Source organism: Rhizobium sp. BK512 (assembly GCF_014194915.1).
GTDB lineage: Bacteria > Pseudomonadota > Alphaproteobacteria > Rhizobiales > Rhizobiaceae > Rhizobium.
Map to the genome: position 1 here is coordinate 306,254 of NZ_JACIAS010000004.1, position 21,273 is coordinate 327,526.

The 21,273-nt window shown below is 60.9% G+C and carries 24 protein-coding genes; 9 read left to right on the forward strand and 15 right to left on the reverse strand.

What is annotated here, in order from left to right; all coding sequences use genetic code 11:
• The first annotated feature begins 412 nt into the window (after positions 1-412).
• Together FHX06_RS36190 and FHX06_RS16695 are read left to right on the forward strand one after the other, a co-directional pair.
• Positions 413-658 carry a hypothetical protein gene (locus tag FHX06_RS36190; protein WP_113013133.1) on the forward strand — a complete coding sequence of 82 codons (246 nt, stop codon included), beginning with the start codon at positions 413-415 and terminating at the stop codon, positions 656-658.
• Between the two features lie 120 nt (positions 659-778).
• Positions 779-1,093: a DUF982 domain-containing protein gene (locus FHX06_RS16695; protein WP_113146842.1), complete on the forward strand. Its 315-nt coding sequence runs from the start codon at positions 779-781 to the stop codon at positions 1,091-1,093.
• A 74-nt stretch (positions 1,094-1,167) separates the two neighbouring features.
• Here the strand turns inward: FHX06_RS16695 and cysK are convergent, their stop codons facing one another.
• Both cysK and FHX06_RS16705 read right to left on the reverse strand, forming a co-directional pair.
• The gene (gene cysK / locus FHX06_RS16700; protein ID WP_112541876.1) at positions 1,168-2,130 is read right to left on the reverse strand and encodes a cysteine synthase A; all 963 of its coding nucleotides are present in this window, start codon (positions 2,128-2,130) and stop codon (positions 1,168-1,170) included.
• Between the two features lie 141 nt (positions 2,131-2,271).
• On the reverse strand, positions 2,272-2,889 hold the full coding sequence (locus tag FHX06_RS16705; protein ID WP_113211264.1) for a LysE family translocator: 618 nt from the start codon (positions 2,887-2,889) through the stop codon (positions 2,272-2,274).
• Between the two features lie 231 nt (positions 2,890-3,120).
• Here FHX06_RS16705 and FHX06_RS16710 point away from each other — a divergent pair, with 231 nt between their 5' ends.
• A complete protein-coding gene (locus FHX06_RS16710) occupies positions 3,121-3,639 on the forward strand; it encodes a Dps family protein (protein WP_112970044.1) in 519 nt (172 codons plus the stop codon).
• A 21-nt stretch (positions 3,640-3,660) separates the two neighbouring features.
• Here FHX06_RS16710 and FHX06_RS16715 read toward each other — a convergent pair whose 3' ends face one another.
• Entirely contained in the window at positions 3,661-4,563 is a 903-nt protein-coding gene (locus tag FHX06_RS16715; protein WP_113211265.1) for a DMT family transporter, read from the reverse strand.
• Positions 4,564-4,671: 108 nt separating this feature from the next.
• Here FHX06_RS16715 and FHX06_RS16720 point away from each other — a divergent pair, with 108 nt between their 5' ends.
• On the forward strand, positions 4,672-5,139 hold the full coding sequence (locus FHX06_RS16720; RefSeq protein WP_376776545.1) for an Lrp/AsnC family transcriptional regulator: 468 nt from the start codon (positions 4,672-4,674) through the stop codon (positions 5,137-5,139).
• 2 nt (positions 5,140-5,141) lie between these two features.
• On the opposite strand, the gene FHX06_RS16725 is transcribed toward FHX06_RS16720, so the two are convergent.
• A complete protein-coding gene (locus FHX06_RS16725; protein WP_113211266.1) occupies positions 5,142-6,032 on the reverse strand; it encodes a GNAT family N-acetyltransferase in 891 nt (296 codons plus the stop codon).
• Positions 6,029-6,499, reverse strand: a complete 471-nt coding sequence (dut, locus tag FHX06_RS16730) for a dUTP diphosphatase (protein ID WP_113211267.1) — start codon at positions 6,497-6,499, stop codon at positions 6,029-6,031. The genes FHX06_RS16725 and dut overlap by 4 nt, the downstream gene beginning before the upstream one ends.
• 90 nt (positions 6,500-6,589) lie before the next feature.
• Between dut and FHX06_RS16735 the strand changes: the two genes are divergently transcribed.
• Positions 6,590-8,173, forward strand: a complete 1,584-nt coding sequence (locus FHX06_RS16735) for a peptide chain release factor 3 (protein ID WP_183880128.1) — start codon at positions 6,590-6,592, stop codon at positions 8,171-8,173.
• Here the strand turns inward: FHX06_RS16735 and FHX06_RS16740 are convergent, their stop codons facing one another.
• Positions 8,174-9,067, reverse strand: coding sequence for a LysR substrate-binding domain-containing protein (locus FHX06_RS16740; RefSeq protein ID WP_113207095.1), 894 nt, complete (start codon positions 9,065-9,067; stop codon positions 8,174-8,176). It lies immediately after the preceding gene.
• A 109-nt stretch (positions 9,068-9,176) separates the two neighbouring features.
• Here FHX06_RS16740 and FHX06_RS16745 point away from each other — a divergent pair, with 109 nt between their 5' ends.
• Positions 9,177-9,884 carry a glutathione S-transferase family protein gene (locus FHX06_RS16745; RefSeq protein ID WP_113207094.1) on the forward strand — a complete coding sequence of 236 codons (708 nt, stop codon included), beginning with the start codon at positions 9,177-9,179 and terminating at the stop codon, positions 9,882-9,884.
• Positions 9,885-9,942: 58 nt separating this feature from the next.
• On the opposite strand, the gene FHX06_RS16750 is transcribed toward FHX06_RS16745, so the two are convergent.
• Positions 9,943-10,329, reverse strand: a complete 387-nt coding sequence (locus tag FHX06_RS16750) for a RidA family protein (RefSeq protein ID WP_113207093.1) — start codon at positions 10,327-10,329, stop codon at positions 9,943-9,945.
• 78 nt (positions 10,330-10,407) lie between these two features.
• Here FHX06_RS16750 and FHX06_RS16755 point away from each other — a divergent pair, with 78 nt between their 5' ends.
• Together FHX06_RS16755 and tsaA are read left to right on the forward strand one after the other, a co-directional pair.
• Positions 10,408-10,935, forward strand: coding sequence for an Lrp/AsnC family transcriptional regulator (locus FHX06_RS16755; protein ID WP_113114885.1), 528 nt, complete (start codon positions 10,408-10,410; stop codon positions 10,933-10,935).
• Between the two features lie 66 nt (positions 10,936-11,001).
• Positions 11,002-11,511, forward strand: coding sequence for a tRNA (N6-threonylcarbamoyladenosine(37)-N6)-methyltransferase TrmO (gene tsaA, locus FHX06_RS16760; protein ID WP_113147068.1), 510 nt, complete (start codon positions 11,002-11,004; stop codon positions 11,509-11,511).
• A 3-nt stretch (positions 11,512-11,514) separates the two neighbouring features.
• Here the strand turns inward: tsaA and FHX06_RS16765 are convergent, their stop codons facing one another.
• The 6 genes from FHX06_RS16765 to FHX06_RS16790 form a co-directional block, all read right to left on the reverse strand.
• On the reverse strand, positions 11,515-11,724 hold the full coding sequence (locus FHX06_RS16765; RefSeq protein ID WP_112541865.1) for a molybdopterin-binding protein: 210 nt from the start codon (positions 11,722-11,724) through the stop codon (positions 11,515-11,517).
• A 59-nt stretch (positions 11,725-11,783) separates the two neighbouring features.
• Positions 11,784-13,157, reverse strand: a complete 1,374-nt coding sequence (otsA, locus tag FHX06_RS16770; RefSeq protein ID WP_112541864.1) for an alpha,alpha-trehalose-phosphate synthase (UDP-forming) — start codon at positions 13,155-13,157, stop codon at positions 11,784-11,786.
• A 38-nt stretch (positions 13,158-13,195) separates the two neighbouring features.
• A complete protein-coding gene (gene otsB, locus FHX06_RS16775; RefSeq protein ID WP_113013122.1) occupies positions 13,196-13,993 on the reverse strand; it encodes a trehalose-phosphatase in 798 nt (265 codons plus the stop codon).
• A gap of 49 nt (positions 13,994-14,042) precedes the next feature.
• Positions 14,043-15,581: a S10 family peptidase gene (locus FHX06_RS16780; RefSeq protein ID WP_183880130.1), complete on the reverse strand. Its 1,539-nt coding sequence runs from the start codon at positions 15,579-15,581 to the stop codon at positions 14,043-14,045.
• Positions 15,582-15,680: 99 nt separating this feature from the next.
• Positions 15,681-16,973, reverse strand: coding sequence for a CynX/NimT family MFS transporter (locus FHX06_RS16785; RefSeq protein WP_183880132.1), 1,293 nt, complete (start codon positions 16,971-16,973; stop codon positions 15,681-15,683).
• On the reverse strand, positions 16,970-17,647 hold the full coding sequence (locus FHX06_RS16790) for a FadR/GntR family transcriptional regulator (protein ID WP_183880134.1): 678 nt from the start codon (positions 17,645-17,647) through the stop codon (positions 16,970-16,972). Before FHX06_RS16790 ends, FHX06_RS16785 begins: the two co-directional genes overlap by 4 nt.
• Positions 17,648-18,191: 544 nt before the next feature.
• Between FHX06_RS16790 and FHX06_RS16795 the strand changes: the two genes are divergently transcribed.
• The gene (locus FHX06_RS16795; RefSeq protein WP_112541859.1) at positions 18,192-19,004 is read left to right on the forward strand and encodes a class II glutamine amidotransferase; all 813 of its coding nucleotides are present in this window, start codon (positions 18,192-18,194) and stop codon (positions 19,002-19,004) included.
• Here FHX06_RS16795 and coaBC read toward each other — a convergent pair.
• Both coaBC and FHX06_RS16805 read right to left on the reverse strand, forming a co-directional pair.
• Positions 18,991-20,202, reverse strand: a complete 1,212-nt coding sequence (gene coaBC / locus FHX06_RS16800) for a bifunctional phosphopantothenoylcysteine decarboxylase/phosphopantothenate--cysteine ligase CoaBC (RefSeq protein WP_112970033.1) — start codon at positions 20,200-20,202, stop codon at positions 18,991-18,993. The two genes, FHX06_RS16795 and coaBC, sit on opposite strands and share 14 nt — an antisense overlap.
• Before the next feature lie 71 nt (positions 20,203-20,273).
• A complete protein-coding gene (locus tag FHX06_RS16805; RefSeq protein WP_183880136.1) occupies positions 20,274-21,194 on the reverse strand; it encodes a DMT family transporter in 921 nt (306 codons plus the stop codon).
• Positions 21,195-21,273 lie beyond the last annotated feature (79 nt).

The window sequence follows — 21,273 nt, forward strand, 5'->3', positions numbered from 1 at the left end:
GAGCGTGGATGATTTACTGCTTTCGCCACTCGAAACGCCATCAACGAGGGGAGGTATGCCATGTCACTTCGCGTCGTCCCGGGATCGGCTGCTGTGGCCGCGTTTAGCCTGTCGCCGAAGCCTGAATTCGTTGCCCCGGCACTTGCTGGGACAATCGGGGAACCAACGGCTGGTTTCTACAAAGATGTATCGAGGTCACGGCGACGATTTATGAGGGCATCCGAGCAGACGAATATCTCGGCGAGTTCTGTGTCGGGGCAGGATAATATAGCCAAGGCCGAGGTGTCCGCGCTGAAACAGCTTCGCCCTGGTGCTTGCGAAGAGTTCGAAGGCCTGCGGGCGGTGATAGCCGCAAGGACGACAACCGAGGAACCGGCGGAATACAGGCGGTTGTCAATGAAAGGGGCTGGCTTTGATTAAGGGCACTGATCTGACGATATCCGAATGCCTTCGTGATCCTCTTATTGCCGTGCTGATGCATGCCGATGGCGTGAAACTGGAAGACCTCAGGCAATTGCTTGAGGCGGCGGCCCGCAACTGGCAGTCTAAGCTGGATAATTGTCTGAATACAGGTGCGAGGGACTGGTCGACGGAAATGCAGACCCCTTTGCAACGAACGGGGGACGCCGTTTCCCTCATTGGCATGGCAGATGTTTGATGATCATGTTTGGTCATCTCGATCCGGACCACGCGCTAAAGCAGGCGCCGTTCTTGCCCTATGAATTGAACGTAGAATTGCCAGATACCATCATAGCCTCTCCTGTGGAGTTCAGACGCAATGAAGTGGGACACGTCAAAAAGATTCGAGCCGATAGTTCTCGTTTTTGCAGAAAGGAGAGAGCGCAGGGTCGTCCGTACAGCTCGCGAGGCGGCCGAAGTATTGCTGAGGGAATGGCCGACCGAGGAGGGAGAGGAATTCCTGGTGGCGGTGAAAACCTGTTTGGACGTCATTACCGGAAAGACCGAACCCGAAAAGCTGCACCAGGCGATCGTCCGTGCAGCATATGAAGCTGGCATTGCGGCGATCACCACTGATCATCGACTGGGTGTCGTGAGGATGTATCCGCGACCGCACATCGCGTCGGTAATGTAAGGCTGACACCGGCAGCATGATAAAAGGGGCGCCGAAGCGCCCCACGAACGGTGACACGAAGTGCCGAAATCCGATCAGCTTCCGAGACCTTCGAACAACGCCGTCGAAAGATAGCGCTCTGCGAAGGATGGAATGATCACGACAATGTTCTTTCCGGCATTTTCCGGACGACGACCCACTTCGATCGCCGCCGTCAATGCCGCACCCGAGGAGATGCCGACCGGCACGCCTTCGAGCCTGGCGACGAGCCGAGCCTGCTGGAAAGCGTCGTCATTGCTGACGGTAACCACCTCGTCATAGATGCTGGTGTCGAGGATTTTGGGCGCGAAACCGGCGCCGATGCCCTGGATCTTGTGCGGGCCAGGCGTGCCGCCTGAAAGGATCGGTGAATCGGTCGGCTCGACGGCCACGACCCGAATATCCGGCTTGCGGCTCTTCAGCACCTGGCCAACGCCGGTGATCGTGCCACCGGTGCCGATACCGGCCACGAAGATATCGACGTTGCCGTCGGTGTCGTTCCAGATTTCCTCCGCCGTCGTCTTGCGATGGATTTCCGGGTTGGCGGGGTTTTCGAATTGTTGCGGAATAACAGCGTCTGGCAGCGAGGCGGCGAGCTCCTCGGCCTTGGCGATCGCCCCCTTCATTCCCTTCGCCCCCTCGGTCAGCACCAGCTCCGCGCCGAGCAGCGCCAGCATCTTTCGGCGCTCGACGGACATGGTTTCCGGCATGGTCAGGATCAGCCGGTAACCCTTGGCAGCGGCAGCAAAAGCGAGCGCGATACCGGTATTGCCCGAAGTCGGCTCGATCAGCACGGTCTTGCCGGGCGAGATCTTGCCCTGCGTTTCCAGGCTCTCGATCATGGCGACGCCAATACGATCCTTCACCGAGGCGATCGGATTGAAGAACTCGAGCTTTGCCAGAATGTTCGCCACGACGCCCTTCTCCTTGGCGATCTTGTCGAGGCGAACGAGCGGCGTGTCGCCGATTGTATCGGTAATGGAGGAATAGATGCGGCCGCGGCCCGGTTTGTGCGACATGGTGCTCTCCCTTGAAATCCATATTGAAATCTGCGGAGAGAATAGGGTCAAAGTGGCGGTGAGACCAGAGTGGCTTCACCCGTCGGCCGTGCAAGCCAGAGAAAAAATCCTTTGAAAACCGTTCGTTGCCGAATGTTTATTTCAGGCGGCACGCGTTGCGATGAAGGCTGCCGTGCCCGCCAGGATGCTGGCTGCGACGCGGTTCAGGGCCTGCAACGCGCGCGGCTGCTTCAGCATCGTGCGGGCGCGCGATGCGAGAAGCATGTAGGGAATGAGCACGATCATCAGTACGATGAAGGTGACGGCAAGCAGCATGAGATAGTCGCGCGTTCCGATGCTGTTGAGATCGATGAGGGTCGGCACCAGCGCCACATAGAAGAGCATGGTCTTCGGATTGCCGAGTGTCACCAGCAGACCAGACAGGAACGACATGCCGGCGCTGCTGGATTTCTTCGCGGCAATATCCTGCGGCAGCAGGCCGGCGCTCCAGAGCTTCCATGCGATATAGCCAAGATAGAGCGCGCCAGCGATCTTGATGACGAGGAAAATCTCGGTGAAGGTCTGCGCCACGAAGGCAAGGCCAAGGATAACGGCGGTCAGGTAGCTCATATCGCCGAGCACGAGACCGAGACCCATGAAGAAGGTTTCGCGGAAGTTCGAACCAAGGGCGCGCGCCACGATTGCCGTGATCCCCGGGCCGGGAATGGCGGCGGCGATGAACAAGGCGCCGGCATAGGCGATCAGGACGGTAAGGCTCATCTTTGGATCCAGGAGATTGCGTCGTCTTTCTATAGGCGCATGAGGCATGCTCCATCAATCGCCGGGCGCTGATCTGTCCATAACCATAAAGAATAGGTCGGCTGAACCATGATCTACTTGGAAACCAAATCCGCCTTGCTATTTTCCCCTTGCAAGCGGCCGCAGACACGGCCCGCCGAGGCTTTCCCCAGTCGTCGGCGCAGAAGGTTTTCATCACCAAGGAGAGAATGCATGTCGCCTACCTCAGCCGAAGCCCGCAGACGTTCGCCGCTCAAGACCCCCTCGGACCTTCCGACCAATGCGATCACCGATATTTCGGCCGCGCTGACCGCGTTGCTCGCTGATGTCTTCGCGCTCTATGTGAAGACCAAGAATTTTCACTGGCATATGTCCGGCCCGCATTTTCGCGATTACCATCTGCTGCTCGACGAGCAGGCGGAACAGATCTTCGACATGACGGACGAGGTTGCCGAACGCGCTCGCAAGATCGGCGGCACGACGCTGCGCTCGATCGGCCAGATCGCCCGCCAGCAGCGCATCCCGGATAATGACGCAGACTATGTCACCCCCGAAGACATGCTCTCCGAACTGCGCGAAGACAACCTTCACCTCGTCTCCATCCTGCGCGAAGTGCATGAGGTCTGCGACGAGCACAATGACGTGGCGACCGCAAGCCTCATCGAGAACTGGATCGACCAGAGCGAACGCCGCACCTGGTTCCTGTTCGAAACGACGCGTCAGGCGAAGTAATAGACAAGCTGAAGTTACAGCTCAGCTTCTGGTCGCCGGCAGGCGGATAAGCCTGCCCGGCGACCAGCCGAGGTTCATGCCGGCCGCAGCAAGCAGAATGACGACCGCGCCGGCAATCTGCATCGGCTGCAATGCGTGGCCGAAGGCCAAACGGTCGACCAGGATCGCGGCGACCGGATAGATGAAGGACAGAGCGCCGGTCAGATGTGTCGGCAGCTTCTGAATCGCACCATAGAGCAGCACATACATGAGACCGGTGTGGATAACGCCGACGGTGATCAGGATCAGCCATGATCCCGTATCGGCCGGCAGGTTGGTGAAATCGGTCATGGGTGCCAGCATGACGATGCCAGTCGAAACCTGGATCAGCGCGATTAGATGTGGTGGCGTGCATCGCAGCCATTTGGCGGCGAGCGCGGCCAGCGCATAGAAGAAGGCCGCGCCGAGCGCCAGCAGAATGCCGACACCGTAACTGCCGGAGGCGGCATCGGCCTGCGGCTTAGCCTCGACAATTGCCGCCATGCCGGCAAAGGAAAGCCCGAGCCAGAACAGCTTGGTGCCTGTGATCTTCTCACCCAGAAAGAGTGCGCCGAGCGCAAGCAGCATGAAAGGCTGAGTATTGTAGACCGTCGTCGCAATCGAGATTGACGCGTGCGAATAGGAGGCGAACAGCAGCAGCCAGTTGGAGACGATCGCGACGCCGCCGAAGACGGCAATAGCGAGCGACCGCAGGCTGATGATACCAGGCCTCAGCAGGCCAAGCGCGGTGCAGATCACGAGCAGTGTCAGCGCCCCGAAGAAGCAGCGCCAGAAGACCACGCCGCTAACCGGCTGACCCGACATGACGACGAACCAGCCGATCGTTCCCGAGATCAGCATCGCCCCCGTCATCTCCGCTGTACCCCTTCTGATTTCATCCTGCATCGCCATCTCCGTTCGTTAGCGGGAAATTGTATTGCGGCATCGCAGCATTTTCTATAAGTTGAAAGAGGGGAAAGGCTGGATGAACCTAATCTTGTTAGGAGTTTTGCCATGTTGGCTAACGAGATGCAGGCAGTCGACGATATTGACCGTGCAATGATAGAGGCACTGGCCGGAAATTCGCGAATTTCCCTAAAGGAGCTCGCCCAGGCTGTCGGACTTTCTTCGCCGAGTGCGGCGGAACGTCTGCGACGTCTTGAGGATCGCGGCGTGGTGACGCTTTTCACCATCGATCTCGATCCGGCGGCAATAGGCTACCCGCTTCAGGCGATCGTCCGGGTGCGTCCGCTGCCCGGCCAGCTTCACATCGTCGAGCGTATTATCCAGGACACGCCCGAATTCATCGAGTGCGACAAGGTGACCGGAGACGATTGTTTTATCGCCCGGCTCGTGGTCCGCTCTATGGGAGAGCTGGACAGCATTCTCGACAAGGTCGCCGAGCGGGCGGAGACCAATACGTCGATGATCAAATCCTCGCCGGTCAAGCGTCGCCTGCCGCCCCTGATACGGAAAAAATAGCCTCAGAAATCCGCCAGCGGAGAGAGCATGGCGGGATGGTCGAGACTGCCTTTCGGCCCGCGCACCATCAGCCGCGTTCCGCTTTCGTAAGGCACTGCCTTGCCGGACCATTGAAACCTGTCCGGGCGGAAGTGTGTTTCGACTGTCGTCGCCAGAATGCCGAGGCCGGCAAGGATTGCGGCAAATGAGGGGATTTCTGCCGCGACCACATCGAGAAGAGCGAAATGGCCATCCGCCGGCATTTTCCACGCGACGGCTGCCTTGTACTCTTCGAGATAACTCAGCCGGACGTCGGTATCGAGAAGCGTATTGATCAGAAACATGGCCGGGCTGCTGGCGACGGCAAGCGTTTCGGATACCGGTTTGCGGGTCGCAAGCAGACCCTGGAGCAGGGCAAGATCCTCGGTATCGCGAGGCTGAAGCGACCGTGATCCGCTATGATCCATGGCGATGGGCGCCTGTCCGACATATTTGTGAAGCGGCAGCGGACGGAAACCATATTTCTCGTAGAGTGCGGGCTTGTCCGTATAGAGGATCACTGCCTCGAATCCTTGTGCCTCGCACCAGGCAAGTGCCTTCTGCGTCACATCGCGATAGAGGCCTCGGCCGCGCCACGGCGGACGGACTGCGCCGGATTGAAGCCCGGCCGCGTTGATGAGCCGGCCGTTGAGGACAAAGGGCATTGCGAAGGCGGAAAGATTGGCCGCAAGCACGCCCTCATCGGTAAACCAGCCGAAGGGCATGCTTGTCGGGTCCGGACCGCCGAGATCGCGCAACGGATCGATATCGATGCCGAATGTATCGTCGAGAAGCGAGACGAGGGCGGCCCAGGCCGCCGGGTCGCTGAAATAGTCCTGTCGGAAATTGAGACCGGTCAGGTGCGCCGCGCTCATACCCCAGTCGAGCCGAAGCCACCGGCTCCGCGCGCGGTTTCCGTCGTTTCCGAGACTTCGGCGATGTGGGTCTGGGTGAAGGGTGCAATTACCATCTGCGCGATGCGCATGCCGCGCGTGATGGTGAAATCCTCTTCGCCATGGTTGATGAGAATGACCTTCACTTCGCCGCGATAATCGCAGTCGACCGTGCCGGGCGCGTTGAGGCAGGTGACGCCGTTCTTGGCGGCGAGGCCGGAACGCGGGCGTACCTGGCCCTCAAAACCCTCGGGGATTTCAAAGACGAAGCCCGTCGGGACGAGCGCGCGTTTGCCAGGCGCCAGCACCAGGGGCTTGTCCTCGTCAATGGCCGCGCGCAGGTCCATGCCGGCTGCCCCACGCGTTTCATAGGCGGGCAGATCCAGGCCCTGGCCGTTCGGCAGGCGGATCAGATTGAGGGTGGGGCGGGTGTCTGTGTGAATGGTCATGCGGCATTACTTCGCGCCGCAAGCAGCAAGGTCAATTGCAATGGCGCGCTTTAATCGCTAGATACGCCGCAATTCCACAGGATTCACACTATGGCCGAAAGTCTCGCCGAGGCGGTCTCCCGCCGCCGCACATTCGCTATTATCGCGCACCCGGACGCGGGTAAGACGACGCTCACCGAAAAGCTGCTGCTGTTCGGCGGCGCCATTCAGCTCGCCGGTGAGGTGAAGGCGAAGAAGGACCGCATGCAGACCCGCTCGGACTGGATGAAGATCGAGCGCGAGCGCGGCATCTCCGTCGTGACCTCGGTCATGACCTTCGAATATGAAGGCAATGTCTTCAACATTCTCGACACACCCGGTCACGAAGACTTCGCCGACGATACCTACCGCACGCTGACGGCGGTGGACGCCGCGGTGATGGTCATCGACGCCGCCAAGGGTATCGAGCCGCGTACGCTGAAACTGTTCGAAGTCTGCCGCATGCGCGACATTCCGATCATCACGTTCATCAACAAGATGGACCGCGAAAGCCGCGATCCCTTCGAAATCCTCGATGAAGTCGAAGAGAAGTTGGCACTGGATGCGGCCCCGATCACCTGGCCGATCGGTCGCTCCAAGACCTTCTGCGGCTCTTACCACCTGAAGGAAAACACCGTGCGCGGCTCCGATACGGAAGTCGCCGTTACGCCGGTCAACGGACCGCAGAGTGTCGCCGACCGGCTGCCGGAAAATGAGCGCGATGCCTTTATCGAAGAAGTGGGGCTCGCAATCGAAGCCTGCCGTCCCTTCGACCGGGAGTCATTCCTCGAAGGCCACATGACGCCGGTTTTCTTCGGCTCGGCGCTGCGCAATTTTGGTGTCCGCGATCTTATCAACGCGCTCGGCGATTTCGCGCCGCCGCCGCGCGACCAGGTCGCCGATATCAGAACCGTGCATGCCGCCGAAGACAAGATGACGGCCTTCGTCTTCAAGATTCAGGCAAACATGGACCCGAACCATCGCGACCGCATCGCCTTTGCCCGAATCTGCTCCGGGAAGCTGGAGCGCGGCATGAAAGCCCGCCTGGCACGTACAGGAAAGCAGCTCGGCCTGACGGCGCCGCAGTTCTTCTTCGCCTCGCAGCGCCAGCTGGCCGATACGGCCTTCGCCGGCGATGTGGTCGGTATCCCGAACCACGGCACGCTGCGCATCGGCGACACGCTGACGGAGGGCGAAAGCCTGGTATTCCAGGGTGTGCCGAACTTCTCGCCTGAAATCCTGCGCCGTGTCCGCCTGGAAGACGCCATGAAGGCCAAGAAGCTGAAGGAGGCCCTGCAGCAAATGGCGGAAGAAGGCGTGGTCCAGCTCTTCCAGCCGGAAGACGGCTCGCCCGCCATCGTCGGTGTCGTCGGCGCGCTGCAGCTCGATGTCTTGAAGGAACGGCTAATGGCCGAATACGGTCTGCCCGTCTCCTTCGAAATGTCGCGCTTCTCCGTCTGCCGCTGGATTTCGTCCGAGCAGGCCGCGGAACTCGACAAGTTCCTGACCGTCAAGCGCGGCGATATCGCCCGTGACCTGGACGGCGACCCGGTCTTCCTGGCGCAGGACGGTTTCTCGCTCCGTTATGAGGCGGAGCGCTATCCGGCCATCAGGATGGTGGCGATCAAGGAATATCACGCGGCCAAAGCTGCCTGATCATCCTGCCAGCCGCTCGGCCAGGAACTCGACAACCGCGCGCACGGATGGCAACTGCCCGCGCCGGTGCGGCATCAGTGCCGTCGTCGTGATGCTGCCTGCTGTCCAGCCGGATAGCAGGCGTATCAGCCGGCCATCTTGCAGCGCGTCGTTGCAGACCGACGTAGGCAGGATGGTTATGCCGATCCCGGCGGCAGCGGCTTTCAGCAGCACCATCGGTTCGTCCGCTGCAATGACAGGCTGAGGCCCTATCACGACTTCCGCGCCGTCATCTGAAATAAGTCGCCATTGCTCCCCGGAGAGGCTCGGCATGATCCCCTTGTGGATGGCGATGTCCTCGGGTCGCTCGGGCTTTCCATATTTCGCTATATAATCGGGCGAGGCTACAAGCAGGAACGGGTGGGTGGTGATCCGGCGCTGCACGAGCGTGGAATCGCCGAGTGGCGAGCGGTGGCTGCGCAGCGCAATATCGAAGCCCTCCTGAACGATATCGACGAAGCGGTCCGTCACATGCAGCGATAATTTCAGTTTTGGATAGCGCGCCGTCAGCTCGGCCAGATGTTTGGAGAGCATGAACTGCGCGGTCGGCACGGCAGCCGTCAGTCTGACAGTGCCGCTCGGCTCCGCAAGGCGGCTGCGGACGATGCCCTCGGCCATTTCTGCTTCGATGATCGAGGCCTGCGCGTGCTCGAAGAACTCCCCGCCAATATCCGTTAGTGCGAAGCTTCGTGATGTGCGCTGGATCAGCCGCACGCCAAGCCTTTCTTCAAGTTCCGCCACGCGTTTGCTGATCGTTGATTTCGGAATGCCGAGATGGCGCCCTGCGGCCGTGAAGCTGCCGCTTTCAACCGCCTGCACAAAGAGCTGGAGATCGTTGAGATTGAAGGCCGCCATATCATCTTCCATGCCTGTGGACTTTAAGATGCATTATTGTCGTCTGCCGCTTCATCGTCCACGAAATCATATTGCGCGGGTCAATAATTCCTCATGGAAAGGACCCATAATGTCCCTCATACTGTTTTATGGCGTGCCGGAAGGCTGCTCCTTCGGTTCCATCGTTGCATTGGAATGGTCCGGCCTACCGTATCGTCTCTGCCGAATCCAGATGCCCGAGGTCGTCTCCGGGGACGAATACCGGCATATCAATACGGTCGGCGAAACGCCGTCGCTGCTGTTGCCCGACGGCCGGCTGATCAGCGAAAGCATGGCAATCCTGAACAATATAGGCGCGCAGTCCACCGACAACGGACTGGGCTTTGCGCAGGGCACCGTGGGTTTCGATCGCCTGAACCAGATGCTCGCCTATCTGAACACGAGCTTCTTCAACGCCTTCAGCCCGCTCTGGCACGCGGTAGAGCATGAATTGGAGCCTGCGGAGAAGGAGATTCTCGTTGCCTATGGCAAGGCCAAGGTGGAGAAGGCTCACCGGACGCTGGAGCGCCTGCTTGCCGGCCGGAAATGGTTGCTGGGCGACCGGCCTGGCATCGCCGACGCCTATTTCACCGGCATCGCCCGCTGGAACGACTTCCACAAGACCGTCGATATCGGACGGTTTCCGGCGGTGAATGATCTCTATCAGCGCATGCTGCAAGAGCCCGCTGTTCGTTTCGCGCTTGCGATTGAGCATCAGGAGAAGGCCGAAAGCACCGGCAGCTTCATGGGAGAGATCGACCTGGACCAAGCCCTTGGCCTGCTCCGCCAGGCTGCCTGATCGTCCTTTGCCGCCCTGTCCCGCGGGGCGGCATTCTCCCATGCTGGGCGGTATTCTCTCATGCGGCTGCGATGATTTCGATTTCCACCAGCCAGTCTTTCTGGAGCGTTTGAACAACGATAGCGGTGGTCGGCACGATATGATCACCGAGTGCGGCCAGCCGTGCATTCTGGTTTGCTTCGGCATGGCCAGCATCCCCGAGATAGCTGGTCAACCGTACGATATTGCTAACCCCCATGCCGGCATCCGTAAGGATCGCCCGCAGGTTCGACCAGATAAGGTCGAGCTGGACCGATAGATCCTTGCCCGGCGCACCCTCCGCGTCGAGGCCCATTGTGCCGCTCACGAAGAGAAAGCGGGTGGGGTTCCTGACCTCCATCGCGTGAATATAATCCGATGTTGCCGCATAGATGCCGGCGCTAGGACTGTGCTTCACCAGTTCCATTTCAAGATCTCCTCGAATATCTGAAAGCTTGGCGCTATTATTGCCGAATATTCTTCGGCGATAAGGCAGATTTTCCGAATGACGAAAGAAACGAATGGTATTCGACGCAGCAGACAAAGGCCCGAACAATTGGACCTCTTCGACCGAAGGATATTAGGCGCCCTGGCGGAGGATGCCCTGCAGAGCTATGCGGCCCTGGGAAAAACCGTCAACCTGTCGCCGCCTGCAGTGCACGAGCGCGTCAAGCGGCTGCGCCGGTCCGGCGTCATGAAAGGTGCGCATGCTGCACTTGATGGCGCCGCGCTCGGCAAGCCATTGCTGGCCTTCGTGCATGTCGAGGCCGCAGGCTGGGGCAAAAGTGAAAGGCTGATGCAGCTCTGCCGCTTTCCCGAAGTGGAGGAAATGCATTCTGTTGCCGGCGACGCCAGCGTCATCTTCAAGGTGCGCACCGAGAGCCCGCGCGCCCTGGAAGCTTTTCTGTCCCAGGTCCATTCCGTTCCCGGCGTGACCTCTACCAAAAGCTATGTGGCACTTTCCACCTATATGGAGCGGCCCGTTCAGGCGGATATGACGGCGGACTGGCCAGAAAATCCGTTGCCGGCCTGAAGGTATGCGGTGTAGTCCAGCCACCACATCGTCATGCATAGTGCCGTCTTGCAAGGAGAGCATATGATGGTTCGAGAAAACGAGATCCGCGAAAACGAGCTGGTGCTGGACAATCCGCCTGATGCAACCGACGCCGGCCTCGTCTTCATCGGTCGGATTTTCACGCCGTGGACCTCGCGGATGGAGACGCCGCGTCAGGGCCGGCATGACGGGCCGCTCTGCCGCATTGAGATCTTCGACCCCTGGGTGCCGGCTTTGCAGGGCGTTGCGGGTTTCGAGCGGCTCGAAGTGCTTTACTGGCTACACCAGTCACGGCGCGACCTCTTGCTGCAGAGCCCGGCTCGCAACGGCAAGACGCATGGTACTTTCTCACTGCGGTCACCCGTGCGGCCGAACCCGATCGGCACCTCCATCGTCAAGCTGGAAGCTGTCGAAGGCAATACGGTGCTTGTGCGCGGCATGGATTGCCTCGATGGCACGCCGCTCCTCGATCTGAAGCCGGATCGGACGCTCTTCACGCCCATTGCGCCGCCGCAGCCGGGCGACTTTCAGACCGGCGATGTGTCCGAGGCATGAAGCTTAGTCGACAGCCACCATCACGTCGGAGGCCTTGACGACCGCATAGGCTTCGGCGCCGACCTTGAGATCGAGTTCGTCCACGGCTTCATTGGTAATCGAGGCCGTGACGATGGTGCCATTGCCGATATCGATGCGGACATGTGCCGTCGTCGCACCCTTCACCACATCCACGACCTTGCCCTTCAGGCGGTTGCGTGCACTGATCTTCATGGAATCCTCCGCTTGTTGTCAGCGAGATTATCTTCTGGCAGATGCGCCCGTCAAACCGTTCAGGCGGCAAGATCACCGAGAAAGTCATTGCACCAGCGCGAGACGTCGCGTTCCAGCAGATGGTCCATCATCCGTCTCCAGCGATCCTGGCGCTCCTGAAGCGGCATGTTGAGCCCCCGCGCCAGCGCATTGGATGTGCCGACAATGTCGTAGGGGTTCACAAGCAGAGCGCCGTTCAGCTCGCGCGCCGCACCGGCGAACCGGGAGAGGACCAGAACGCCTGGATCATCGGGGTTCTGGGCGGCAACATATTCCTTGGCGACGAGGTTCATGCCGTCGCGCAGCGGCGTAACAAGCCCGACTTTGGCGAGCCGATAGAGGCCGGCAAGCACCGGCCGGCTCACGGAGCGGTTGATGTAGCGGATGGGCACCCAATCGACCGTACCGAGTGCACCGTTCACGCGGCCCGCCTGTTCGGCGACCATGCGCTGCATCGCCTCATATTCGGGCACCTCGGAGCGGGATTTCGGTGTGATCTGCAGGTAGGTGACCTTGCGCTGATGCGCCGGATTGTTGGTGACGAAATTTTCAAACGCGTCGATGCGCTGGGTGATGCCCTTGGAGTAATCCAGCCGGTCTACGCCGATGATGAGGCTGCGGTTTTCGATGCTCTGCTGTGCCTTCAGGACCATGCTGTGAGTGCCGGCTTTCCTCGCGAATTCCGCGAAGGCAGCCGTCTCGATGGCAATCGGATAGGCTCCGCCGCGGAACCTGCGCTCGCCGGCGACGAAAAGCCCTTCGCTGATCATGTCACCCATCTCTTCCCGGCGCAGGCAGCCTGCGAAGTTCTCCAGATCGTGATCAGTCTGGAAGCCGACGAGATCGTAGGCGGCGAGCCCCCGCATTATCTCGTCATGGACAGGCATGGCGAAGAGGACGTCGGCGGGCGGCCAGGGGATATGCAGGAAAAAGCCGATCTTGTTCCTGATACCCATCTGTCGAAGTTCGGCGGCAAGCGGGATCAGGTGATAATCGTGCACCCAGATGATATCGTCAGGCTTGATCAGTGGCGCCAGCCGATGGGCGAAGAAGCGATTGACACGGAAATAGCCGGCCATTTCCGTGCGCCCATATTCTGCGAGGTCGAGTCGATAATGACAGATTGGCCAGAGCATGCGATTGGCGAAGCCGAAGTAATATTCGTCGACATCTTTGGATGTCAGATCGGTTAGCGCATAGGTGATGTTGCCGCGCTGCTCGATCGCAAGCGGTCCGGGTTCGCCCGCGTCGTTGATTTTGCCCGACCAGCCCATCCAGACGCCCCCCCGTTTTTCAAGGGCGGCCTCCAGTGCCACTGCGAGCCCGCCGGCAGATGCCGCCCCTTTCTTCTCCGGAACGGGCACGCGGTTCGAAACGACGACAAGGCGGCTCATGGCAAATTCCTTTCATTAGAAATAATTGCAAAACGCAATCAGCCGGCAAAACGCGCGACGATCTCGCGGACCACCGCTGCGGAGGGCAGGATGCCGCGCGCGTCTGTCTCGTGCGAAGGTGCACCGACGCGGATGGAGTAGCCGCCAAGCCTGTTTGCGGCGCGGAACATTGACTCATCGGTAATGTCGTCGCCAATGGCGATCGGACGACGGCCAAGGAAGGGCGGGGTTGCGATAAAACTCTCCAGTGCATCGCCCTTGTTGGCTCTGGCGGGCCGGATTTCCAGAACCATCTTGCCGCGCTGGAGGGTCCAGTCCGGACCTGCGCGGTTGACGAAACGCTCGATCAGCACGGTAAGTTCCGCCAGCCGCTCGGGCGCAAGGCGATAGTGGGCGGCAACGGCTGCGCCCTTGTCCTCGATCAGGATGCCGGTCCAGCTGGCCGTTTCTGCCCGAAGCTCGATCTTCAGCCTCTCGAACTCGCCCGTAGGCTCTACTTTGAAGATGCTGCCGTCAGGGCTGCGGCGCTCGGCTCCATGCAATCCGGCGATTGGAAACTGGAAGGGAGCGAAGAGCCGGTCGGCATAGGTAAGGCCTCGTCCGGTCACCAGAGCTAGTGCCCCGCCGAACCTCTGCGAGAGCGTATCGAGCTGCGCGGGAAGCGACGGCGGCACGAATATCTCATCCGGCGTCGGCGCGAGATCGAGGAGCGTGCCGTCTATATCGAGGAAGAATGCACCGTTTTGAAGATAGGAAGAGAGTGTGGAGAGGGTTTCATCCTGCCGGGAAGCGCTGCCGGACGGCGGAGCTTCTGATAGCTGATTGCTGTTTGCCATGCCGGGGAAACTAGGTCAGCACAGCCCTCCGGCAACCCTCGATCGTCGTTCAATCCGCTGGCGGGCTCACCGGATGCTCGGCATAAAAGGCTTTTGCATCCGTCGTGAATGCGGCGCGCTGGCCAGCTGTCGTGTAGAACATGTGGCCTCCGCGATAGAGTTTCAGCGACACGCGATTTCCCGCCAGGGACGGCGGCAGGTGATCGACCACATAGCGGCTGACGCCGTAGGGCGTTACGAGATCGCTGTAGCCGTGGGCTATCAGCAGGTGGAAGGACGGGTTGGAGGCAAGCATCTGCCTGATATCATCAGTTGCGCTCGCCTGGAAACGTGAACCGCCGCCGCGGCCGCCGCCCCACTCCCAGCGCTGGCTGATATCGTTTTCGAGCAGCGTGTAGGTCATCTCTGTCTTGAAGCCGAGCTCGTTGCGGGCGTAGTCGGCGAAGGCGCCGCCATAGGCTCTGGTAAAGCCGTCGAGGATCGCATCGTCGCCTCGGTCGTAATCGGATTCCGGAAAGGGGTCGGGCGTTGCGAAGGCCGCGTCGTATGGGCTCATCACCTCGCCCGCCTGCTTGCCGGAATGCTTGGTGTAGGCATTGCCGAGGAAGCCGCGATTGCGGGTGACGATGTCCTGAGGGATGCCCGTAAGGCTGGAGATCCTGCTATAGAAGCTTGCTGCCGCGTCCCCTGTCGGTGCCGGGCCGGCGAGCGTGGTGAGGTAGTCGCCAAGTGCAAACTTCTCCGCATCGCGCTGGCCGGATTCGCTGAAGCTCTTGCGCCGGTCGGCTTCGGCGGCTGCCAATGAGGGGAATTCCAGCGCAGCCCCCAATGCGAACTGGTCGGCATTGAACATCAGCTGGCCTTCGAGCAGCGGCGAAAGCATGACGGTGCCGGCAATGATGATGCCCTGGTTTTGCTGCAGCGCCGAGGCGACCTTTGCGGCGCGGAAGCCGCCATAGCTCTCGCCGAGCAGATATTTCGGCGAATTGGCACGATTATTGTGCGCGACATAGAGGGCGATTGCCTTCGCCATCGTCTGCGCGTCGCTGCCGACATTGTAATAATTCGAGGCGTCGTCCGCCTTTACCGTACGGCTCCATCCGGTGCCGATAGGATCGATCAGCACGAGATCGGTGAAATCGAGCCAGCTATGGGGATTGTCGACGAGCTTCGCGTTTGCGCCGTCCCGGCCATCGGGCCCGAAATCGAGTATGCGCGGGCCGACAAGTCCAAGATGCAGGAAGGCGGAAGCCGCGCCCGGGCCTCCATTGAAGGCGAAGGTCAGCGGCCGGTTCGGCCCGGCATCCTTGGCGATATAAGCGGTGTAGAAGATCGCGGCGTTCTGCGCGCCATCCTGGCCGAAAAGATCGAGCGTACCAGCCGTGGCCGTGTAGGCGATGTTGCGTCCGTCGGCCGTTGTCATCTCGTGCTCGGTTACGGAATCTCGCGGCAGCAGCTTGAGCACGCCGTCGCGGGAGGAACCCTGAGCTGACGCAGCCCGTCGTTCACCGGCCTCTTGCGCAAAGGAGAACGCGGGTGCGAGCGTAGCGGTCAGCGCGGCGAACAGAAGCAGGGATCGGAAGTGCAAGGATTTTTCCTCCGGTGGGGCGGAATGCGGCTGAGATAGGGTAGCAGCCGAACCCCTTCGATGGAGATCAAGAGATGGTGATGCGAAGGTGAGGCTGGCTCATTCGCCTTTCTCGACCGTGCGCGCATTCACATGCAGCGCCCGGCCGGCCCGCCACCCGTTGAACGCGGCGCCAAGGCCGAGCGCGACGAAAAGCACCGCGCACCATGCGAAACTGCCAGTCCAGCCGCGGATCAGACCGACAATGAACGGCCCGACGGCGGCAAGCAGATAGCCTACGCATTGTGCCATGCCGGAAAGGTGAGCGGCGACATGCGGGTCGCGCGAACGCAGCACGATGGCGGTCATCGCCGCGGCGATCAGCCCGCCCTGACCAATGCCCTGCAGCACGGCCCAGATCCAGACGGTGGAAAGCGGGGCAAAGAGCAGGCCGAGCAGTGCGACGACAGCGAAAGCGCAGAGCGTCACGTTGATGAGTCGCTGATCCTTGCCTCGTACGGCGATGTGCGGCACGAATAGGCAGGCGGCGGCCTGCACCATCACGGAGACCGAGACTATGCCGCCGGCCACAATGCCGTCGAGACCACGCTCACGCAGGATCGGCACCAGCCAGCCGAAGACGCAATAGGCGAGCGCCGACTGCAGGCCCATGAAGAGCGTGACCTGCCAGGCAAGCTTATCCCGCCACAGACCTTCGACGCGAAAACCGCTGCGCCGGGCCTGTCGGCTGCTCGCAAAGACCTGCGGCAGCCATATGAGCCCGACCAAGAGCGCAGGCAGCGCCCAGACGGAGAGCGCGCCGTCCAGCGAACCGCCGAGCGCATGTTCGATCGGTAGCGTCAGGCCGGCGGCACTGGCGGCCCCCGCGCAGAGCGCCATCGTATAAAGGCCGGTCATCAGAGCCGTATTCGCGGCGAAATCGCGTTTCACCAGTCCGGGCAGCAGCACGTTGCCGACGGCGATCGCAGCACCGGCAAGAGCGGTACCGAAGAAGAGCAGAGGCACGGAGGAAAAGCCACGCAGCGCCGTACCGAGCGTCAGCAGCAGGAGCACACCGAGCAGCGTCCGCTCCGTGCCGATGCGCTGGGCAAGCCGCGGAGCAAGTGAAGAAAAGGCGCCGAGGCACACGACGGGCAAGGTCGTCAGCAGGCTGGCGCCGAGTGGCGACAGGCCGAGTTCCCCACGGATCTCCGGCAACAGGGCGGAAGCGCTGGAAAAGACCGGGCGCAGATTGAAGGCGATCAGCACGAGGCTGGCGCCAAGCAGGAAGCGGGCTGTTGTGCTCTGCTTCTGCGGAGGCAGCGGTGAAGGCACGCTGTCAATTTCGGCATCGATCATTGTCTCGTCGGCGGCGTCAAACGAGGACGTGACATTCTGTACGGTCATGGTCATGAAAGAAGCATCCGGTCGAGAGCGGAAAGGATGGGTGCCATGAAGGCGCGTACGGCAGCATCGGCCTTGTCGGGGCTGCCCGTCTCAATGGCGTCGACGATCGCCTGATGCGCTTGGATGTCAGGCTCAGGAATGGTCCTGTCGAGCGTGGCGGCGATGGTTTCCGCGATGGAGATGGAGAAGAAATCGTAGATTTCAATCATCGCCCGGTTTCCCGAAGCGGCGATGACGGCCTTGTGGAAGGCAAGATCGCGTTCGATAAAGCCTGCGGGATCGCCGCCTTCATAGTTGCCGCGCTCGGCAAGCAGTCTGCGAAGCCCGGCGATGATATCAGGCGTCTTGCGGATGGCGACAAGCCGTGCGCCCTCGACATCAAGCGCACAGCGCGCCTCGAACTGGTCGCGCAGGCCGGCGCGCCGTGCCATTGTGAGCGGCCGGCTGTTGTCGGTGGTCGAAAGCACATAAGTGCCGGAGCCCTGCCGCGTTTCCAGAAGACCCTGCGAGACGAGAACGCGCACAGCCTCGCGCACCGTGCCGCGGCTGACCGAAAGCATGGCCGATAGCGTGGCCTCGTTCGGCAGCTTCTCGCCGACAGCCCAGCGCTTGGCGAATATCTCGCTGCGGATTGCTTCGGTCGCCGTATCGGCAAGGTTTGTTTTGTTGAGTGGTTGCATGACACTATTCATAAAGTCATCGGATGACTTTGTGAATAGGTTGCTTTCGTTCCAGCGTCAATTGCCACCGCGGAAATAAAAAAGGGCCGCTTTCGCGACCCTTTCCATGAGGTTTGGCCTGTAATTGGCCGGACCGTCTTATGCGGTCCCTGGAAGGTGGGGTTTAGTGCGAGGGCTGCCTCGCTTCCATCACCACTTCCATGCCCATTACGAGGTCCGAAAACTCATTAGACATTGGATCACCTTCCTTTCGTTACGTTGATAATGATCTAAACGTAAGCCGATTCCCCGGAGATGCAAGAAAAAATCGCATGGCTGTTTTTTAGCCGGCGTTGGGTTATGTCGCGCAATTGTCTGATTTTCCATGGCTGCGATCACGCAAATCCCTATTGTTTTTGCGGAAAGTGATGTCGATCAGCGTCAAGAATTGGTCAACTTGGCCTGGCAAATCGGATAGTCATTAAGTTGTTGTTAGCCGTAGCGTCAGACAATCGAAGACGTTTTCAGCATTCCTGCCGCGCAGGCGGCGGGCCGGAGCAAGAGCATGTGTCGCTGGGCAGCCTATCGCGGAGACCCTCTCTATCTGGAGGAGCTGGTATCCTCTCCCGCCCATTCCCTGATAGAGCAATCCCATTGCGCCACCCGCGCCAAGACGGCGACGAATGGCGATGGTTTCGGCATTGCCTGGTATGGTGACCGGCCCGAGCCGGGCCGCTACCGCGATATCCTGCCGGCATGGTCCGACTGCAATCTGAAGAGCCTGGCCCGGCAGATCCGCTCGCCACTGTTCCTCGCGCATGTCAGGGCCGCGACCGGCGGCGGCACGCGCCGCGACAACTGCCATCCCTTCACGCATGAAACCTGGTCTTTCATGCACAACGGCCAGATCTCCGGTTTCGAGCGTCTGCGTCGGCCGATGGAAACTATGCTGGATGACGAACTCTTCAATGCCCGCAGCGGCACGACGGATTCTGAACTCCTGTTCCTGCTCGCTCTGCAGTTCGGTCTTCGGGATGCACCGATCGCTGCCATGGCGCAGACCATCGCGTTCGTCGAAGGCCTGGCGGAGAATATTCTGGGATCCGTGCTGCTGCGCTTCACCGCGGCCTTCTCGGATGGAAAGTCTCTTTACGCGGTTCGCTATGCCACTGACCGCAAGGCACCCACCCTCTATGCCTCGCCGCTTGCCAAGGGGTACTGCCTCGTTTCCGAGCCGCTGAACGATGACGGTGATGCCTGGCGGGAAATCCCTGATGGGAGTGCTGTGATCGTCAGCACCGAGGGTCTTGAGATCACGTCTTTCCGGCCGGAAAAGCCTGCGGCTGCGAGGCCAGAACCTTTTTCTATCCCCGCATAAGCTGTTCGGCGATCAGCGCGGCCAGCCGTACCGCCACCTCGTCCTTGGATAGATCCGGCCATTGCTCGATGCCGTCGCGCCGGATGAGCTTCACGCTGTTGCGCGTACCCCCCATGATGCCGGTGGATGGCGAGACGTCGTTGGCGACGATCAGATCCGCGCCTTTGCGATCCAGTTTCAGCTTGGCATTGGCCTCGACATCCTGTGTCTCTGCCGCAAACCCGATCACGAGTTTCGGTCGCGTCGTGTGATGGCCGACGGTCTTGAGGATATCCGGGTTCTCGGTCAACGCCAGTGTCGGAATGGATTCACCCGGATGCTTCTTGAGTTTCTGGTCAGCCGCCGAAGCCACCCGCCAGTCGGCGACTGCTGCCACCATGACGGCGACATCGGCGGGAAGGGCGGCAAGCACGGCGTCGCGCATCTCTTCAGCGCGCTCGACATGCACCATCCTGACACCGGCCGGATCGGGGATCGTCACCGGGCCGGACACCAGCGTCACATCCGCGCCGAGTCGCGCCAGGGCCGCGGCAATGGCATGACCCTGCCGACCGGAGGAACGGTTGGCGATGTACCGCACCGGATCGATTGGCTCATGCGTCGGGCCTGAGGTGACGATCGCCTTCCGGCCGGCGAGCGGCTTCGGCCCGTCGTCGAGCAGTGCTTCGGCAGCCGCAACGATCTCCAGCGGCTCCGCCATCCGGCCCGTGCCGGCCTCGCGGCTCTCCGCCATCTCGCCGGCGACAGGGCCGATGAAGCGGATGCCGTCGCGCCGCAGGGTCTCGATATTGCGTTTCGTCGCCGGATGCGTCCACATTTTAGGGTTCATCGCGGGTGCGGCAAGCACCGGCCTATCGGTGGCAAGCAGCACCGTGGAAGCGAGATCATCGGCAAGCCCATGCGCCATCTTGGCCATCAGGTCGGCGGTAGCGGGCGCGATCAGCACCAGATCGCAATCGCGCGCCAGCCGGATATGCCCGACATCCTGCTCATCCTGCCTGGAAAAGAGATCGGTGAAGACATGGTCTGCCGCTAGCGCACCGACGGCAAGCGAGGTCACGAACTCCTGCGCACCCTTCGTCATGATCGGACGCACGGAAGCGCCGCGTTCCCGCAGGCGGCGGATGAGATCAAGGCTCTTGTAGGCCGCGATGCCGCCTGTGATGATGAGAAGGATGCGCTTGCCGCTGAGAGCCATGGTTTTTCCCGCCGCTTCTTTGATTGGGCAAAACCCTAAGCCTTTGGCGGAAAACATGCAATCGCCGATGCTCAGGCCTGCTTGGGCCGCTTCGGGGTAAAGATCGCAATCGCCATTCCGACGCCGATCAGCTGCAGGATCGCGCCGCCGGCTTCGGGCACTGTCGGCATGCGCTGCTCGAACAGGAAGCCATAGAACAGGCCGAAGACCGTCTCCGCAACGATAAGCTGGGCGGCGAGTGCCAGCGGCAGAATACGCGAGGCAATCATCCAGCACAGCGTGGCAAGCCACGATCCGGCAATGCCCATGACGGCCGCCCAGAGCACGAAGTGAAAGGTCTGCACGCCGGTGAAGCTGACTACCTCCCCGAGCGAAGTGAAGGGCAGGAGGACGACTGAGCCGATGCCGGCGCCGATCCCCTGCAGAGCGGTCCAATGCATGGCGCTTGGCGCATCCTGCGACTGCATGACGGCAGCGCTCATCATGCCATAGGTGACCCAGAGCGCCAGTCCGATCAGAGCGGCGACGATGCCGAACAGGATCTCGGTCTGATCGCCGGCGGATGTCGTGGCAAAGATCGAGACATTCACCCAGCCGATGCCGATGGCTATCAGGATCAGCGGTATTGCCAGTGCTCTCCAGCCGATGACCTTCTCCCTGAGATTGGCGATGATGGCGAGCAGGACGGGCATGGTGCCGATGACGAGCGGGGGGATGGCCGTGCCCGCGTAGCGCACGGCATAGGAAATACTCATGAAATAACCGACATAGCCGACGCTGCCGAGCGCGATGCCGGTCAGAACAAGCGAGCGTCGCAAGCCCGCTGGGCGAAAACGCGGATTGATCATCAGGATAAGGCTGACGACGGCAAAGAGCCCGTAGCGCGCCACCGTCAGGTCGATCGCCGTATAGGGTGCGACGACGCGCGGGGCAACGAAGCTGAGCCCCCATAGCGCGCAGGTGGCAAGACCGCACAGGATGCCGATCAGCATGTGAAACTCCGAAGAGACGGGCGAGGCTCCGACAGGAAAGGGATAGGGAGCGGTCACGCGGAAGGATGTTCATAGCCGA

Coding starts and splice junctions, on each gene's coding strand:
- FHX06_RS16705 (WP_113211264.1), bottom strand. CDS start 2,889: ATGAGCCTTACCGTCCTGATCGCCTATGCCGGCGCCTTGTTCATCGCC.
- dut (WP_113211267.1), bottom strand. CDS start 6,499: ATGACCATTCACACAGACACCCGCCCCACCCTCAATCTGATCCGCCTG.
- FHX06_RS16710 (WP_112970044.1), top strand. CDS start 3,121: ATGTCGCCTACCTCAGCCGAAGCCCGCAGACGTTCGCCGCTCAAGACC.
- FHX06_RS16755 (WP_113114885.1), top strand. CDS start 10,408: ATGACGAAAGAAACGAATGGTATTCGACGCAGCAGACAAAGGCCCGAA.
- FHX06_RS16790 (WP_183880134.1), bottom strand. CDS start 17,647: ATGCAACCACTCAACAAAACAAACCTTGCCGATACGGCGACCGAAGCA.
- FHX06_RS16795 (WP_112541859.1), top strand. CDS start 18,192: ATGTGTCGCTGGGCAGCCTATCGCGGAGACCCTCTCTATCTGGAGGAG.
- FHX06_RS16695 (WP_113146842.1), top strand. CDS start 779: ATGAAGTGGGACACGTCAAAAAGATTCGAGCCGATAGTTCTCGTTTTT.
- FHX06_RS16805 (WP_183880136.1), bottom strand. CDS start 21,194: ATGCTGATCGGCATCCTGTGCGGTCTTGCCACCTGCGCGCTATGGGGG.
- otsB (WP_113013122.1), bottom strand. CDS start 13,993: ATGGCAAACAGCAATCAGCTATCAGAAGCTCCGCCGTCCGGCAGCGCT.
- FHX06_RS16720 (WP_376776545.1), top strand. CDS start 4,672: ATGTTGGCTAACGAGATGCAGGCAGTCGACGATATTGACCGTGCAATG.
- cysK (WP_112541876.1), bottom strand. CDS start 2,130: ATGTCGCACAAACCGGGCCGCGGCCGCATCTATTCCTCCATTACCGAT.
- FHX06_RS16735 (WP_183880128.1), top strand. CDS start 6,590: ATGGCCGAAAGTCTCGCCGAGGCGGTCTCCCGCCGCCGCACATTCGCT.
- coaBC (WP_112970033.1), bottom strand. CDS start 20,202: ATGGCTCTCAGCGGCAAGCGCATCCTTCTCATCATCACAGGCGGCATC.
- tsaA (WP_113147068.1), top strand. CDS start 11,002: ATGGTTCGAGAAAACGAGATCCGCGAAAACGAGCTGGTGCTGGACAAT.
- FHX06_RS16725 (WP_113211266.1), bottom strand. CDS start 6,032: ATGAGCGCGGCGCACCTGACCGGTCTCAATTTCCGACAGGACTATTTC.
- otsA (WP_112541864.1), bottom strand. CDS start 13,157: ATGAGCCGCCTTGTCGTCGTTTCGAACCGCGTGCCCGTTCCGGAGAAG.
- FHX06_RS16750 (WP_113207093.1), bottom strand. CDS start 10,329: ATGGAACTGGTGAAGCACAGTCCTAGCGCCGGCATCTATGCGGCAACA.
- FHX06_RS16715 (WP_113211265.1), bottom strand. CDS start 4,563: ATGCAGGATGAAATCAGAAGGGGTACAGCGGAGATGACGGGGGCGATG.
- FHX06_RS16765 (WP_112541865.1), bottom strand. CDS start 11,724: ATGAAGATCAGTGCACGCAACCGCCTGAAGGGCAAGGTCGTGGATGTG.
- FHX06_RS16745 (WP_113207094.1), top strand. CDS start 9,177: ATGTCCCTCATACTGTTTTATGGCGTGCCGGAAGGCTGCTCCTTCGGT.
- FHX06_RS16785 (WP_183880132.1), bottom strand. CDS start 16,973: ATGACCATGACCGTACAGAATGTCACGTCCTCGTTTGACGCCGCCGAC.
- FHX06_RS16740 (WP_113207095.1), bottom strand. CDS start 9,067: ATGGCGGCCTTCAATCTCAACGATCTCCAGCTCTTTGTGCAGGCGGTT.